This window comes from Pseudomonas sp. LABIM340, from assembly GCF_040017195.2.
GTDB lineage: Bacteria > Pseudomonadota > Gammaproteobacteria > Pseudomonadales > Pseudomonadaceae > Pseudomonas.
Genome location: NZ_CM200227.1, coordinates 4548218 through 4563744 on the forward strand (window position 1 = coordinate 4548218; position 15527 = coordinate 4563744).

The 15527-nt window shown below is 62.6% G+C and carries 10 protein-coding genes; 4 read left to right on the top strand and 6 right to left on the bottom strand.

Going from position 1 to position 15527, the window contains the following annotated elements; translation table 11 throughout:
* Window positions 1–43: 43 nt before the first annotated feature.
* Window positions 44–1375 (top strand): deoxyguanosinetriphosphate triphosphohydrolase, encoded by a 1332-nt coding sequence (locus ABKS89_RS20755; RefSeq protein WP_348586879.1) that lies wholly within the window; start codon window positions 44–46, stop codon window positions 1373–1375.
* A 14-nt stretch (window positions 1376–1389) separates the two neighbouring features.
* On the opposite strand, the gene ABKS89_RS20760 is transcribed toward ABKS89_RS20755, so the two are convergent.
* Together ABKS89_RS20760 and ABKS89_RS20765 are read right to left on the bottom strand one after the other, a co-directional pair.
* Window positions 1390–4974 carry a transporter substrate-binding domain-containing protein gene (locus ABKS89_RS20760; protein ID WP_348586881.1) on the bottom strand — a complete coding sequence of 1195 codons (3585 nt, stop codon included), beginning with the start codon at window positions 4972–4974 and terminating at the stop codon, window positions 1390–1392.
* A 65-nt stretch (window positions 4975–5039) separates the two neighbouring features.
* A complete protein-coding gene (locus ABKS89_RS20765) occupies window positions 5040–5666 on the bottom strand; it encodes a response regulator transcription factor (protein WP_088416832.1) in 627 nt (208 codons plus the stop codon).
* Window positions 5667–6480: 814 nt separating this feature from the next.
* Here ABKS89_RS20765 and ABKS89_RS20770 point away from each other — a divergent pair.
* The gene (locus ABKS89_RS20770; RefSeq protein WP_348586883.1) at window positions 6481–6891 is read left to right on the top strand and encodes a response regulator; all 411 of its coding nucleotides are present in this window, start codon (window positions 6481–6483) and stop codon (window positions 6889–6891) included.
* Here the strand turns inward: ABKS89_RS20770 and ABKS89_RS20775 are convergent.
* Window positions 6872–7219 (bottom strand): YggL 50S ribosome-binding family protein, encoded by a 348-nt coding sequence (locus tag ABKS89_RS20775; protein WP_138214972.1) that lies wholly within the window; start codon window positions 7217–7219, stop codon window positions 6872–6874. The two genes, ABKS89_RS20770 and ABKS89_RS20775, sit on opposite strands and share 20 nt — an antisense overlap.
* A 263-nt stretch (window positions 7220–7482) precedes the next feature.
* Between ABKS89_RS20775 and dacB the strand changes: the two genes are divergently transcribed.
* Window positions 7483–8919: a D-alanyl-D-alanine carboxypeptidase/D-alanyl-D-alanine endopeptidase gene (gene dacB, locus ABKS89_RS20780; protein ID WP_348586885.1), complete on the top strand. Its 1437-nt coding sequence runs from the start codon at window positions 7483–7485 to the stop codon at window positions 8917–8919.
* A 40-nt stretch (window positions 8920–8959) separates the two neighbouring features.
* On the opposite strand, the gene ABKS89_RS20785 is transcribed toward dacB, so the two are convergent.
* Together ABKS89_RS20785 and rlmKL are read right to left on the bottom strand one after the other, a co-directional pair.
* On the bottom strand, window positions 8960–11371 hold the full coding sequence (locus ABKS89_RS20785; RefSeq protein WP_138214973.1) for a sensor domain-containing diguanylate cyclase: 2412 nt from the start codon (window positions 11369–11371) through the stop codon (window positions 8960–8962).
* 102 nt (window positions 11372–11473) lie between these two features.
* Window positions 11474–13657, bottom strand: a complete 2184-nt coding sequence (gene rlmKL, locus ABKS89_RS20790) for a bifunctional 23S rRNA (guanine(2069)-N(7))-methyltransferase RlmK/23S rRNA (guanine(2445)-N(2))-methyltransferase RlmL (protein WP_348586887.1) — start codon at window positions 13655–13657, stop codon at window positions 11474–11476.
* Window positions 13658–14138: 481 nt separating this feature from the next.
* On the opposite strand from rlmKL, the gene batR reads away from it, so the two are divergent.
* Window positions 14139–14357 (top strand): RMF-related biofilm architecture regulator BatR, encoded by a 219-nt coding sequence (gene batR / locus ABKS89_RS20795; protein WP_081519407.1) that lies wholly within the window; start codon window positions 14139–14141, stop codon window positions 14355–14357.
* A 103-nt stretch (window positions 14358–14460) separates the two neighbouring features.
* Here the strand turns inward: batR and ABKS89_RS20800 are convergent, their stop codons facing one another.
* Entirely contained in the window at window positions 14461–15486 is a 1026-nt protein-coding gene (locus tag ABKS89_RS20800; protein ID WP_138214975.1) for a quinone-dependent dihydroorotate dehydrogenase, read from the bottom strand.
* Window positions 15487–15527 lie beyond the last annotated feature (41 nt).

The window sequence follows — 15527 nt, forward strand, 5'->3', positions numbered from 1 at the left end:
ACGGCTAGCGTTGCCGGTAACTCTCTCGATTTCGGAAAGAAGAATGGATTGGCACACCCTGCTCCCCCGGGAGCGCCTCGGCAAACCGGTGCACAGCAGCGCCGAACTCGGCCGCAGCGCCTTTCACAAGGACCACGACCGCATCATCTTCTCCGGTGCCTTCCGCCGCCTGGGGCGCAAGACCCAGGTGCACCCGGTATCAAGCAATGACCACATTCATACCCGCCTGACCCATTCACTGGAGGTCGGCTGCGTCGGCCGCTCGCTGGGCATGCGCGTTGGCGAGATCATTCGTGACCGCCTGCCGGAATGGTGCGACCCGGCGGACATGGGCGTGATCGTGCAGTCCGCCTGCCTCGCCCATGACATCGGCAATCCGCCCTTCGGCCACTCCGGCGAAGACGCCATCCGCCACTGGTTCCAGCAGGCTGCCGGGCGCGGCTGGCTGGATGGCATGAGCGACGGAGAACGCTCGGACTTCCTGCACTTCGAGGGCAACGCCCAGGGCTTCCGCGTCCTCACCCAGCTCGAATACCACCAGTTCGACGGCGGCACACGCCTGACCTACGCCACCCTCGGCACCTACCTGAAGTACCCCTGGACAGCGCGCCACGCCGACTCCCTGGGATACAAGAAGCACAAGTTCGGCTGCTACCGCAGCGAGCTGCCGCTGCTGGAGCAGATCACCCAGAAGCTGGGCATGCCGCAACTGGAAGAAGAACGCTGGGCGCGCCATCCGCTGGTCTACCTGATGGAGGCCGCAGACGACATCTGCTACGGCCTGATCGACCTGGAAGACGGTGTGGAAATGGAGCTGCTCGACTACAGCGAAGTGGAAGCGCTGCTGCTCGACCTGGTCGGCGACGACCTGCCGGAAACCTACCGCCAGCTCGGCCCGAAGGACTCCCGCCGGCGCAAGATGGCGATCCTGCGCGGCAAGGCCATCGAACACCTGACCAATGCCGCCGCACGGGCCTTCGTCGAGCAGGAACCGGCACTGCTCGCCGGCACCCTGCAGGGCGATCTGGTGGAGCACATGCACGGCGAGGCCAAGCGCTGCGTGCAGCGGGCCAAAGGCATGGCGCGGGAAAAGATCTTCCAGGACAAGCGCAAGACGCTGCATGAGATCGGCGCCTACACCACCCTGGAAATCCTGCTGAACTCCTTCTGTGGCGCCGTACTGGAGCAGCACCGCCAGAGCACGCCGTCGTTCAAGAACCAGCGCATCCTCGACTTGCTGAGTCACTACGCGCCCGACCCGAGCTGGACGCTCTATCGGTCCTTCCTGCGCGTCACAGACTTCATCGCCGGCATGACCGACAGCTATGCCACCGAAATGGCGCGCGAAATGACCGGCCGCTCCAGCCCGAGCTGAAACGGCCGCACGGGCTAGGCGGCCAGCTTGCGCAATTGCTGCAGCAGATCATCCTGCAAGGCCGCCATCGCCTGCTCCACCGCCAATGCCCGATTGCCCAATTCCCGGCTGTCGAGACCATCCTTGCAGCCGCCTTCAAGCTTGCTGCAGAGATCCTGGAGCGTGTCCGCATTGACCAGCCGCGCTGCACCCTTCATGCGGTGGGCCAGATCGGCCAGTTGCTTCCAGTCACCGGCCGCCCAAAGCGGCCGGACCTGATCGATGTCGATCCGGTTGCTGCTGTGCAACTCCTCCAGCAGGCGCCGGATCAGGCCAGGGTTTCCGCCTGTCATCTCCCGCAGAGACTTCAGGTCGAAGCCATCGACCTGCCTCTCCACAGACGCCTGATCGTCGTCGGCAGCTGACATCTTCGGCACAGCATCCAGCCGCACACGCAGGTTCTCCAGGCCTATGGGCTTGAACAGGCAATCATCCATCCCGGCCCGCCGGCAGTTCTCGATCTCGTCGGGCTGAGCGTTAGCCGTGAACCCGAAGATCACGCAGGGCTCGGCTTCCATCTCCTCTTCAAGCTCGCGAATGCGACGAGCCAGGCCATAGCCGTTGAGCACCGGCATATTGCAGTCGGTGATCACCAGATCGAAGTCACCCGGATGCCACAGCTGCAGTGCCTGAGAGCCGTCTGAGGCAACCTCGACCTGATGCCCCAGGTGCTCCAGCTGCTGGGTCAGCAGCATCCGATTGGCCACATGGTCGTCGACCACCAGGACCTTCAGCGAATGGGCAGTTCTGGGGACCACCACGGCCGGCCCGACTTCGCCTGCGGGAAGGCTTTCCAGAGCCTGCAGCAACAGGCGCACCGTGACCGTAGTGCCCTCCCCGGGCCGGCTTTCCATGCGTACAGTGCCGCCCATCATCTCCGCCAGCTTGCGGCAGATGGTGAGTCCCAGTCCCGTACCGCCTCGACTGGCATTACCACTGCGGGCCACCTGGCTGAACGGCTCGAACAACTGGCGCTGCTCATCCTCGGAAATGCCGATCCCGCTGTCCTGCACACTGACCTCTAGGGCCAGGCGCTCGCCGGCGACACGCTCGCCGTAGACGCGAATCTTCACCTGGCCGAAGTCGGTGAACTTGATGGCATTGCTGACCAGGTTGGACAGGATCTGCTTGAACCGCAGCGGATCGATCAACACATCGCAGGCGGCCTCCGCCTCGATTTCCATCCTGAGTTCCAGCGCCTTCTGCCGCGCCAGCCCATCGAATACGCGCGCAACGGACTCCACCAGCTCGCGCAGGTGAGCGCGCTCCGGCATCAGCGTCAGGCGCCCGGATTCGATCTTGGCCACATCGAGGATGTCGCCGATCAGCGTCAGCAGAGAGCGCGCCGAATCGTAGGCCACCTCGACGGGCTCCCGCTCCCAGTGCCCCTGGTTCGCGCGGGTGAGCGCCAATTCGAGCATGCCGATCACCGCGTTCATCGGCGTTCGGATTTCATGGCTCATGGTGGCGAGGAACGTACTCTTCGCACGGTTGGCTTCCTCGGCCTGCTCCTTCGCCGCTTCAAGCTGATGGTGCAACCGCTCGCGCTCGGTGACATCGATCCAGCCCGTCACCACGCCGGAAATATCCCCCCCCGGTCCGCGGTAAGGAGTAGCCCAGTAATGTATTTCCCGAACCTCGTTGCGAATCTGCAGGATCAAGTCGGTGGCCACTTTGCCGTCCTGCTCCATGGCCTGCTGGTGAATCAGTTGCAACGCTTGCGCGTCGGGCGCCTTCAGCCAGGGACAATCCAGGACCCGCGAACCTTCCACCGACTCCCGCGGCATTTCGGTTTCCTTGAGAAAACCGATATTGCAGGTGACCAGTCGCCCATCACGATCACGCACCGCCACGGGCTGGGGGATACCATCGATCAAGGCGCGCTTGAATTCGAGACGGTAGCTGAGCTCCTTCTCCGAATCCCTGCGGCGGCGCACCTTGCGCCAAAGCCACCCGTTCCACAGCAACACGATGAGCAACGCCAGCGCTGCCGCCCAGGAGAGCTGGATGAACTGCTTGCGGTAGCCCTGCCAGATGCTGTCCGGCCTGTCCACGCTGGCAGACCAGCGCGTGGTGATGTTGCTCAGGTCTTCGGGGGCGATGGCCAGCAGTGCCTTGTTCAGGATACTGAGCAGCTCCGGGTCCGCCTGCGACACCGCCAGCGAGAACTGGCCCGGCTCGCGGTCCAGGGCCAGGGCGATCTTGAGATCCGGGTAATAGCGGGAGATCAGGTAGTTGGCCGACGACAACAGATGAATGCCGGCGTCCACCTTGCCTTCACTGATCATGGATAGGTCGTCGACATTGTTCTCGACCTCCAGCAGTTTCACCCGCGGGTGGCGCGCCCGCATGAAGTCCGCGATGACGGAACCCCTGGGAACGGCGACGCTGTGACCATCGAGATCGTCCAGGCTGTGCAGCCAGTCGCCCCCCTCTGGCGCCACGACAACGAAAGACGCAGTCATGTAGGGTCGGGTAAAACTCAGCCACTCCTCGCGTTGAGCAGTCGGAGTCAGTGCCGCAATCACATCCGCCTTGCCCGTGCGCACCTGCTCCAGCATCGCCGTGATGCTTGCCTGCGGTCGCACTTCGAACTCAATCCCGGTACGGCTCCGGACAAGCTCCAGCACATCGGCGGCAATACCTCGGAACTGGCCCTGGGCATCGAAGAACGAAACGGGAGCCAACGCCTGGTCGATCACGACCTTCGGTCTCGGGTGACGCTCAACCCAGCGCTGTTCCTGGGGCGTCAGGATGAGACGCTGGCCAGCGATGGGGCTGCTGCCACCGGGACTCCAGCGGCGCTGAATGGCCGTCTCGGCCTGTCGCGGAATAGCATTCAGGGTACGGTCGATGATGTCCAGCAATGTCCGGTCGGAGGCGTTCAGGGCAAAGCTGAAACCCTGGCCGTTGAAGCTTGCAAAGTTGAGAAGCTTGAGATTGGCCAGGTATCCCTGGCTGATCAGGTATTGCGCACTGAAGGCATCGCCGACGAACAGGTCCGCCTGGCCGAAGGCAACCGCTTCCAGTGCCCGGCGCACCGACTGGTAGCTTTGCACGGTGGCGCCGGCCAGGTATCTGTCGCGATCATCTGCCGGGTAGTAGTCGGTGACCACGGCAATACGCTTGCCAACGAGTTGCCCACTGCTTTCCAGACGCGTGCTTTCCGGCCCGATGATGACCGGCTGGTTGGAAAAGTACGGAACGGAGAGTGCAACGTCTGGCCGCGCAGCCTCATATCCCGTAGCGCGGCTCAACAGGTCGATTTCTCCACGAGCCAACGCGGCCACAGCAGTATCTCTATCGGGATACCGCCGCACTTCGATCCGAACATTGATCGAATTGGCAACGATTCCGATGACATCGGCAGTGATGCCCTCGAGATCCGTCCCGCTACCAGTGATATCAAACGGAGCATAATCCGGTGCGGTCACGCCCAGGCGCAGCGTGCGTTTGTCCCTGAGCCATTGCCAGTCGGAGTCGCTCAATTGCACCCTGACTGGCTCGTCGGCGGAACGAGCCAGCAGGTTGATCGAGGTCCAATCGTGCGGCTCCGCCATCACCCATCCGCAACAGATGAGTAGCAACACACTGACAAAAAAGCGGAAGCGGCACATCAAACACCTCAGACCAGCGCGTTCCGCTTGGCGAACTCGATCAGGTCAACCAGCGAATGAGCGTTGAGCTTCAGCAGCAGCCGGGTCTTGTAGGTGCTGACCGTCTTGTTGCTGATGAACATCTGTTCGGAAATTTCCTTGTTCGAATAGCCGTTCGCAAGGTACTGGAGTACAGCCATCTCACGATCCGAAAGGCGCTGAATGAGCTCCTGATCGTCCATCTGTCCATTGTTGCGACGAGTCTGGCGCACGGCCGTGCTGGGGAAGTAGTTGTAGCCGGCGACCACCGCGTTGACGGCACTGATCAGTTCGGACAACCCACCTTGCTTGCAGACGAAGCCTGAAGCCCCCGCCTGCATGCAGCGCATGGCGAACAGCGAGGCGCTCTGCCCGGTCAGCACCAGCACCTTGAGCGGCAGCTCGAAGGCGGAGATACGGCTGATCACTTCCAGCCCATCGAGCCGGGGAATACCGATATCCAGAACGACCAGGTCGGGAACCAGGTCTTTGACAAGCGAAAGCGCGTCCACGCCATTGTCGGTTTCACCAACGATGACATGGCCTTCCTTTTCCAGCAGCACACGCATTGCCATGCGTATGACTGGGTGATCATCGACAATTAGAACTTTGCTCATCAGCTTCCTCCCTCAGACCCTTCGTAAAAATGTCCTTCGGTAAGATATATGCAGAGCCAGCGCTGTCGAGATTACCCACCCTCAATATTGGCTATTAGAGGGCTTTCCTACACAATATCTAAATAATTCCTACAAGGAATCTTAGATATTTTTACACCGCTTCGGAATCGGCAGGAATATTCTGATGAGAAACTGCAGAAAAGCTGGTCACGATTCCTGACAATCCTCCTCCCTGTCGCTGTTTATCCCATCTACCAGAGGCTCGATATGCGCCTGAGTTTTCCGTCTAGACCGGCCGGACGTCACTCCGACTGCGCAATAGCCCCGTGCTCCCGACCGCCGCGAAAACCCACACAGCCGCTCTAGACAAGCCATTACGCCATAGCTCAACCCAGCCGCGTTCATTGACGGCCATCTCCGACGCTGCCCTTGATCACATTTGCTGTCGGCCAGCGTCTGACAAGCACCCTGCCTCTTTCCCTTGCCAGGCAGATCAGCTATCGAACACTGAATCGTCAATGCGGAGCTGCTTCTGCACACTTATTCCCTCAAGATAAAAGTCAGAAACCCAAACAAGATCAATGTACGGAAAGCAATTGTCACCAACAACTATCGACCACAAGAAATCCATCTACCGGGGAACTCTATAATTCATTCAGCCAAACAATCAGAGCAATGCATTGATTGACCACTTCACCCGGAGCCATTCAAGTTTCATAGCAATCGACATCCGACAACGGATAGCGCCGACAGAATTAGTTCTGTCACTCGTGCAACTATCGATTGCGTTCCATAACAGCCAGGAGCTCCTTACGTGCAGGACAACAAATTCAGCATTCTGATAGTCGAAGACCATCCCTTCCAGTTGATCGCCACGCAAATGCAACTGAACAGATTGGGCTTCTTCCGATTGACGCCCGCGCTTGATGCCATTGAAGCGCGGGAGGAGTGTGCACGCCGCAACGAACCTTTCGACTTGCTGCTCTGCGATATCAACCTGCCGGGCATCGACGGTATAGAACTACTCAGCGAACTGGCCGAAGCCGGTCATATTCGCCACGCAGTGTTCCTGAGTTGCCGCGATACCGAAGAACTACAGTCCTTGCAGGAATCCCTGAGCGAACAGGGACTACCCGTCCTGGCTTGCCTGTCGAAGCCACTCGATGAATGGGCGCTGCTGCAGACCCTGGAAAAGAACGAAAGCCTCAGGGTGCAGGCAGATTGACTGGCTGATCCGGGTACCACGCATCGATCAGCGGGCTGACGCTGAAACCTGCGAGCTCCGGCTGCTGCTTCAGCCATCCATCGATCCATTCGCGCTGCTCCGCGCTCACCGAGCCGCGCCGGGCAAGACAGATGAACCCGTACTCGTCGCAACCGCTGTAGACCAGGTCGTTGGGTTCGACGGCGACACCCGCGAATCGCTTCATGAACGCGCCAATAGACTCTTCGCCTGTTCCTTCCTTGTACTGAAAACTCAGTTCGAAGCCGAGTTCCTGGAACTCATCGACACACAACTTCTTGCGTAAACGACGGGAACGATGGGTCGCCATCTGAATCTCTCCTCAGGAGGGCTTTCGCCGCTCGATGCACGAGCGTGTCCGGAACATATCCGGGACTTGCGCGAACAATGTCCCGATGCGCCTCTCCGAGACGACTGGCATCCGAAGGCCAGCGCATCCTGGAACGGCTTGCGGCATAATGTGCCGCAGCTCCCGGTCCAACAGGGAGTATTTCATCTGTAGTGTTGCGCTTCATCTTTTCATTTTTTCATTTTTTCAAGTCAATGCCCGACCACTGGGATGTCATCTTTTCTATGTTCAAGTCTCTGCGTGTCCTCGCTCTCGCTACCTTATTGCCCTTTGCCTTGCCGGCCGTTGCCCAGATCAACAGCACCCTGCCCGAACGCGTGCAGAAGGCGCTGAGGGCCAGCAAACTGACCGACGACGCCCTGTCGCTGGTGATGATTCCTCTGGAAGGCCCCGGCAACGCGACTTATTTCAACGCTGACGTCTCGGTGAACCCGGCGTCGACCATGAAGCTGTTCACCACCTATGCCGCCCTGGAAATGCTTGGCCCGACCTACCAGTGGCAGACCGAGTTCTACACCGACGGCCAGCTCAAGGACGGCACCCTCAACGGCAACCTCTATCTCAAGGGCGGCGGTGATCCGAAGCTGAACCTGGAGAAGCTCTGGCTGATGATGCGCGACCTGCGCGCCAACGGCGTGAACAAGGTCACCGGCGATCTGGTGCTGGATCGCAGCTATTTCAACATCCCGCAATTGCCGGTCTTCAACGACGACGGCGGCGACGACAACAAGCCGTTCCTGGTCGGCCCGGACTCGCTGATGGTCAACCTGAAGAGCGTGCGCCTGGTGATCCGCACCGAAGGCAGCAAGGCCACCGTGCTGATGGACCCGCCGCTGGCGAACGTGCGCATCGACAACCAGATCCAGGTGAGCAAGGCCGCGACCTGCCCCGCCTGGCCGAAACTGCGCTTCAACCCGGTGACCCAGTTCGACGGCACCTCGCTGGTCGCCACCGGGCAGATTCCGCAAGGCTGCAGCGCGCAGACCTACATGTCCCTGCTCGAGCACCCTGCCTACACCGCCGGCGCCGTGCGCGGCATCTGGCAGGAGCTGGGCGGCAGCATCCTCGGCAAGGACCGCGAAGGCACTGTGCCGAAGAACGCCACCCTGGTGGCCCGCGCCATGTCGCCGGACGTCGTGGAAATCATCCGCGACATCAACAAGTTCAGTAACAACACCATGGCCCGCCAGCTGTTCCTCTCGGTCGGTCGCCAGTATCGCAATGGCGCCGACGCAGACGACGCCCAGGCTGCCCAGCGGGTGATCCGCCAGTGGCTCGCGCGCAAGGGCATCACCGCGAGCCACCTGGTGATGGAGAACGGTTCGGGCCTGTCCCGCGACGAGCGGGTCAGCGCCCGCGAGATGGCCGCGATGCTCCAGGCCGCGTGGCACAGCCCCTACGCCGCGGAGTACATCTCTTCGCTGCCGATCGTGGCGAAGGACGGCACCATGCGCAAACGCCTGCGCGGCACGCCCATGGCCGGCGAAGCCCACGTGAAGACTGGCACCCTGAACACCGTGCGCGCGCTCGCCGGCTTCAGCCGCGACGCCAACGGCCGTACCTGGGTTGTGGTAGCGATCCTCAACAGCAACCGGCCGTGGGGTGCCTCGTCGATCCTCGACCAGGTGCTGCTGGACCTCTACAGCAGCACCAAGCGCTGATCCCCACGTGAACCCCGGCCAACTGGCCGGGGTTTTCGCATCAGGCGTCGACCTTCTCCAGACGATCCCGCCCCAGCCGCTTGGCGCGATACACCGCGCGGTCCACCTTGCGCATGAGGTCGTCCGCGCTTTCGCCGGAGCACCAGGAGGCGACGCCGAAGCTCGCTGTCACCACGCCGACACCCTCCATCGGCTGCCCGCGCAGGGCCTTCCAGAGTGCCTCAGCCAGTTGCCAGGCCTGATCCGTGGTGCTCCCCGGACAGAGCACCACCAGCTCTTCACCACCGATCCGGCAGAACACATCGACTTTGCGCAGGCGCTGGGCGATGCGCTGACACAGGGTGACCAGCACGATATCGCCCGCCTCGTGGCCGAAGCGGTCATTGATGTCCTTGAAGTGGTCGATGTCGAACATCACCAGCGACAACGGCTCGCCACTGCGTGCGCAGCGCGCCATGGCCTGATCCAGCTGCTCCTTGAAGTAGCGGCGATTGTGGATGCCCGTCAGCGCATCGGTGACCGACAGGCGCCGCAACTCCATCTCCGCCTCCTTGCGCCGGGTAATGTCGGTGGCAATGCCCAGATAACCTGTCGTGTTGCCCGCCGAATCGCGCACGCCTGTAATGATCAGGTTGATCTTCAGTTGCCGGCCATCACGGCGTACGCAGGTCCACTCGTGCTCCTCGTGCCCTTCGCCTACGAGAGCGCCAACGACGTCGAAACCCCGAATCTCGCGTCCGAGGATGTTCGACAGGTCCTGCGCGCGGCGACGGATCTCGTCCTTGACGAAGACATTCTCCGGCACCGGCCTGCCGATCACTTCCTGGGCGCTGTAGCCGAACATACGCTCGGCGCCCACATTGAAGCTGCGCACGAAGCCGCGTAGATCAGTCGAAACGATGGCCACCTGGGTCGCCGCATCCAGCAGGCCGTGCAGGCGACTGTTGACTTCGCCCAGCTCCAGCTCGGCGGCCTTGCGCGAACTGATGTCGGTCTGGGTGCCGATCATGCGGCGCGGCGAACCGTCGTTGTCACGCTCCACCACCTGACCGCGATCCAGCACCCAGAGCCAGCGCCCGCTCTTGCAGAGCAGCCGGTGCTCACTCTGATACAGCGAGGATTCGCCGCGAAGATGCCGGCGCAGCGCATCGCAACGCGCGTCCTTGTCCTCGGGATGGACGCGGCTCAGGCTCTCATCGGTGGTCGTGCCCACCTCGCTGTCGCGGTAGCCGAGCATGGCTTTCCAGGCGTGGGAATAGAACACGTTGCCGGTATCCAGACTCCAGTCCCAGACACCGTGGCCGGCGCTGTCCATGGCGAAGTGCAGGCGCGCCTGGTTCTCCTGCAGCTCCAGCTGGTTGGCCCGCAACTCGGCAGTCCGCTCGCCCACCAGCTGCAGGGCCCGCTGACGCTGCCCCAGCAGCGTCAGCACATAGCCCGCCAGCAACAGGGAAGTCAGCCCGCCAGCGAACGCCACCCAGAGCTGCGGGTGCCCCTGGTTGCGCCGCAGGAAGTCGCTGGAAGGCTCGACGCGCACCAGGTAGTCACGACCGGCAAAAGGCAGGTGCCGCTCGGCAACCAGTCCCGCCGTCTGATCAGCCGCCACCGGGCCGCGGTACAGCGGCACATCCGGACGCGGGTCACCGGCATCACGCAGTGTCAGCGCCAACTGCTCGCCGCGCGCTTCCGATCCCTGTTCGATGAGCAGGCGGTAGCTGATCGCCGCCAGCAGGATGCCCTGGATACCGACTCGGGTTTCGGCTGTCGGGCTGGGTGTCGTGCTGTTGCGATAGAGGGGCGCCGCCAACAGCAGACCGGTGGAGTCCGCCGGCGGCGCCCCAGGCAGGACCACAGGCATCGAGGCGGCCACCGAACGTGTCTTCACCACTCGCTGGGTCAATTCGCGCCCCGGCAGGGTCGAGTTCAGGTCCAGGCCCAGGGGCATCTCTTCCAGGTACTCGGAGGCGCCATAGAGGACGGGAAAATAGCGCTCGCGCACCTGTGCCGGAATCGGCTGACCCTGCAGGTCCAGCTCGAAAAGCATGTAATCGAGCATGCCGGCATCATGGGCGCGAGCCTCGAAGGCATCGCGCTGACGCTGGTCCACGCGTGGGAGCCAGGCATACCCCAGGGTATCGCCCAGCAACGGGCTGACGAAGTGCTCGAATTCCTCGCGGGAAACGTTCGTGGAATTCTCGAAGAAGCGTTGGATCGATTCCAGTTCGCTCTGCTGATTCGAAAGCCGCTCGCGTACGCGCTCGATCCGCTCGTTGGCGGAGAGGGAGAATTGCTGTTCCAGAAAGGTGCGAGCGTTGCGCCAAACATTCCAGCCGAGCAACGCCGTCAACAAGAGGCCGGCCACCAGCACGACGCCGGCGGCACGCAGGGCCTTCTTCTGGCTGGCGACTCCCTGAGCGGCGGGCAACTGCTCGTAGGCCGGCAACTGAGTCATGCGTTTTCCCAACTCTCAGGGTGACTCAGTTTTTATAGCAGCCGATGGCCATTTGCCCAGCTTTCGCGCGACGCACGGCCCGGACCGTGCGCCGCTCGGGCCTCAGCGTACGCTGATACGCCAGGCGCGGTGGATCTTGCTGTTGCGGGCGAAGTCCTGGTCCAGCGTCTGGGCGCTGATTTCCTCGACCAGGTAACGCGCTGCCAACCCTTCGTCCAGTTCGAACTTGCGGAAGTTATTGGAGAAGTACAGCACCCCGCCCTTGGCCAGGCGCGCCATGGCCAGGTCGATCAGCTCGACATGGTCGCGCTGCACATCGAACACGCCTTCCATGCGCTTGGAGTTGGAGAAGGTCGGCGGGTCGATGAACACCAGGTCGTATTCACCACGGTCCTCGCGCAGCCACTCCATCACGTCGCTCTGCACCAGGCGTTGCTTGTCGGAGAAGCCGTTGAGCGACAGGTTGCGCCGCGCCCAGTCCAGGTAAGTCTTCGACAGGTCGACGCTGGTGGTGCTGCGCGCATCACCCTTGGCGGCATGCACGGTAGCCGTGGCGGTGTAGCAGAACAGGTTGAGGAAGCGCTTGCCGGCAGACTCGCGCTGGATGCGCAGGCGGATCGGCCGGTGGTCGAGGAACAGGCCGGTGTCGAGGTAGTCGGTCAGGTTGACCAGCAGCTTCACGCCGCCCTCTTCAACTTCCATGAAACGGCCTTCGGCGTTCTGCCGCTCGTACTGCTTCTTGCCGGTCTGGCGCTCGCGACGCTTGATGACGATGCGCTCGGTAGGAACGCCCAGCGCCTGCGGCAACGCGGCGAGCGCATCGAGCAGTCGGATCTGCGCCTTCTCCGGGTCGATGGACTTGGGCGCCGCGTACTCCTGCACATGCGCCCAGTCGCGATAGAGGTCCACCGCGAGGGCGTACTCGGGCATATCGGCGTCATACACCCGGTAGCACTCGATCCTTTCCTTGCGCGCCCACTTGCCGAGCGCCTTGACGTTCTTCTGCAGGCGGTTGGCGAACATCTGCCCGCCTTCGCTCAGGCGCGCCTGTTCGATTACTGCGGCGCCCTGCGCCGGTGCCGATTCACTGCGTTCGCCACGCTCGCCGGTCACGAACTGGCGCGGCTCCACGTCGAGCATGATCAGCTTGCAGGGCAGCGCGCCGTTGAAGAAGGCGTACTGCTTGTGACTACGGATGCCCATGCGCTTGCCCAGCTCCGGCGCGCCGGTGAAGATTCCGGCGCTCCAGCCCAGGCAGCTCTGGCGCAGACGCTCGCCCAGGTGCTGATAGAGGTACAGCAGGCTGGCTTCGTCACCCAGGCGCTCGCCGTAAGGCGGGTTGCAGATGATCAGGCCCTTCTGGCCTTTGTCCGGGCGCGGCTCGAAGGTGGCCAACTCGCCCTGGTAGATCTTCACCCACTCGGCCAGGCCGGAGCGTTCGATGTTGTTGCGCGCCGGCTGGATCAGGCGCGGATCGGCTTCGTAGCCGCGAATCCACAGCGGCGTCTTGGCCAGGCCGACTTCGGCACGCTGCTGGGCTTCCTCGATCAGCTTCTTCCAGATCGCCGGCACATGGCCCAGCCAGTTGCTGAAGCCCCAGCGCTCGCGCTTGAGGTTCGGCGCGACGTCGGCGGCGATCAGGCCGGCCTCGATGAGGAAGGTGCCGACGCCACACATAGGGTCGGACAATGCGCCGCCCTCAGCGGCGATCTTCGGCCAACCCGCACGGATCAGTACGGCAGCGGCGAGGTTTTCCTTCAGTGGCGCGGCGCCCTGCTGCAGGCGGTAGCCGCGCTGGTGCAGGCTGTGCCCGGAAAGGTCCAGCGACAGCACAGCCTGGCCGCGATCCAGGTGCAGGTGCACGCGGATGTCCGGGTTGACCTTGTCCACGCTCGGCCGCTGACCGAACTCGGCGCGCAGGTTGTCGACGATGGCGTCTTTCACCTTCAACGCACCGAAGTGGGTGTTGTCGATGCCCGAGCCCTTGCCGCTGAACTCCACCGCCAGGCTGCCGCCGGCTTCCAGGTGGTCGCCCCACGGCACGGCGTTGACACCCATATAGAGGTCTTCGGCGTTGCTTACCGGAAAGCGCGACAGCACCAGCAGCACGCGGTTGGCCAGGCGCGACCAGAGGCACAGGCGGTAAGCCGTCTCCAGGTCGCCCTTGCCGCGAATGGCCGAAACCTGGGCGCGCGCCTCGGTCAGCCCGAGCGCCTGGGCTTCCTCCAGCAACAGGCCATCGAGCCCTTTCGGGCAGGTGAGGAAGAGATCGTGCAAATCCGACATGCAAATAGTTCCCGGGCCGCAGCCCTTTCATCAAAGCCGCTAATGGCCTTGTCGGCCACCTTGGGTTCATTCGAGTGAACCCAGGCAACCCCTGTAGTCATTTTCAGGGATGGACCGGCAACCGGCCTGCGGCCTCGCGTCGCAGAAAGTCATCCCACTCGTCGGAACGAGAGGTGGTCTCAATTAGACACACATTCCTCTTGATCCTTGGCAAGCTCCCGCCCCTGGCGGGTTATGCCGTACTGGCATTTTGCAAACCGGACAAACCTTATGGCCCAAACCCATAAGAGTTACGTCCTTATGACAAATTGGTCATTCACAGCCCCGGAACCTTTCGATAGAACTCGGGGTAATCCTTCACCGCAATGGTGTCGGGCGGGGCGCGTCACGCCGGCAATGCGCCCCATTGGCGGAACATTCCGCCCGGCCTCCCTGGGGGGGCCAACGGGACATAACAGTCAACAAGTGAGGGCAACACCCTATGAGAAGACTTAAGCGTGATCCGTTGGAAAGAGCCTTTTTGCGTGGTTATCAGCACGGCATTACTGGAAAATCTCGCGATCTCTGTCCGTTTACCCATCCCACTACCCGGCAATCCTGGCTCAACGGCTGGCGTGAGGGCCGCGGCGACAACTGGGATGGTTTGACCGGCGCCGCCGGTATTCAACGAGTGAACCAATTGCAGCACGCGACAGGCTGAATCCAGGGTCACCCACGACTTCCCCAAGCCGCCCCATCCGGGCGGAAAAGGGCGCAAGCCCAAGGGCTCCGAAAGGAGCCCTACTTATTTCTGCTACCTGTACTTACGCCCGCCTGGCCGCCGCAATGGCGTCCACCGCTTCGCGGATCAGCGCCGGGCCCTTGTAGATGAACCCCGAATAGATCTGCACCAGGCTCGCACCCGCAGCGATCTTCTCCGCTGCATGCGCGCCTTCGGTGATGCCGCCGGCGGCGATGATGGGCAGACGGCCGCCCAGCTCACCAGCCAGCACCTTGACGATATGGGTACTCTTCTCGCGCACCGGCGCGCCCGACAGGCCACCAGCCTCGTTGCCGAACGGCAGGTGCTCGACGCCGTCGCGACCCAGGGTGGTGTTGGTGGCGATCACCGCATCCATGCCCGACTCGATCAGCGCGGCGGCGACCATCGCGGTCTCCTCATCACTCATGTCCGGGGCGATCTTGATCGCCAGTGGCACGCGACGACCGTGCTGCACAGCCAGGTCTTCCTGGCGCAGACGCAGCGCTTCGAGCAGCTGCTTGAGCGAATCGCCGAACTGCAGGCTGCGCAGGCCGGGGGTGTTCGGCGAACTGACGTTGACCGTGACGTAGCTGGCGTGTGCGTAGACCTTGTCCAGGCAGATCAGGTAGTCGTCCACCGCGCGCTCGACCGGGGTATCGAAGTTCTTGCCGATGTTGATGCCCAGCACGCCCTTGTACTTCGCCGCCTTGACCCGCTCGATCAGGTGATCGACGCCGTGGTTGTTGAAGCCCATGCGATTGATGATCGCGGTGGCCTGCGGCAGGCGGAAGATGCGCGGCTTGGGGTTGCCCGGCTGCGGACGCGGGGTGACGGTGCCGATCTCGACGAAACCGAAGCCCAACTGGGCGAAGCCATCGATGGCGTCCCCGTTCTTGTCCAGGCCGGCGGCCAGCCCCACGGGGTTGGCGAACTCCAGGCCCATGACCTTTACTGGCAGGCTTCTGGGCGCCTGCGTCAGCAGACCGTTGAGGCCCAGGCGGCCACCGGCGCCGATCAGGTCGATGGACAATTCATGGGAGGTTTCCGGGGAGAGCTTGAACAGGAGCTCGCGGGCCAGGCTGTACATGGTCGGGCATCGGTCGGCAAAATGGGGCGCTATTATAGCCA

Excerpts from the sequence above, each read along its gene's own strand:
- ABKS89_RS20755 (WP_348586879.1), top strand. The coding sequence starts at position 44 with ATGGATTGGCACACCCTGCTCCCCCGGGAGCGCCTCGGCAAACCGGTG.
- ABKS89_RS20760 (WP_348586881.1), bottom strand. The coding sequence starts at position 4,974 with ATGGCGGAGCCGCACGATTGGACCTCGATCAACCTGCTGGCTCGTTCC.
- ABKS89_RS20765 (WP_088416832.1), bottom strand. The coding sequence starts at position 5,666 with ATGAGCAAAGTTCTAATTGTCGATGATCACCCAGTCATACGCATGGCA.
- ABKS89_RS20775 (WP_138214972.1), bottom strand. The coding sequence starts at position 7,219 with ATGGCGACCCATCGTTCCCGTCGTTTACGCAAGAAGTTGTGTGTCGAT.
- dacB (WP_348586885.1), top strand. The coding sequence starts at position 7,483 with ATGTTCAAGTCTCTGCGTGTCCTCGCTCTCGCTACCTTATTGCCCTTT.
- ABKS89_RS20785 (WP_138214973.1), bottom strand. The coding sequence starts at position 11,371 with ATGACTCAGTTGCCGGCCTACGAGCAGTTGCCCGCCGCTCAGGGAGTC.
- rlmKL (WP_348586887.1), bottom strand. The coding sequence starts at position 13,657 with ATGTCGGATTTGCACGATCTCTTCCTCACCTGCCCGAAAGGGCTCGAT.
- batR (WP_081519407.1), top strand. The coding sequence starts at position 14,139 with ATGAGAAGACTTAAGCGTGATCCGTTGGAAAGAGCCTTTTTGCGTGGT.
- ABKS89_RS20800 (WP_138214975.1), bottom strand. The coding sequence starts at position 15,486 with ATGTACAGCCTGGCCCGCGAGCTCCTGTTCAAGCTCTCCCCGGAAACC.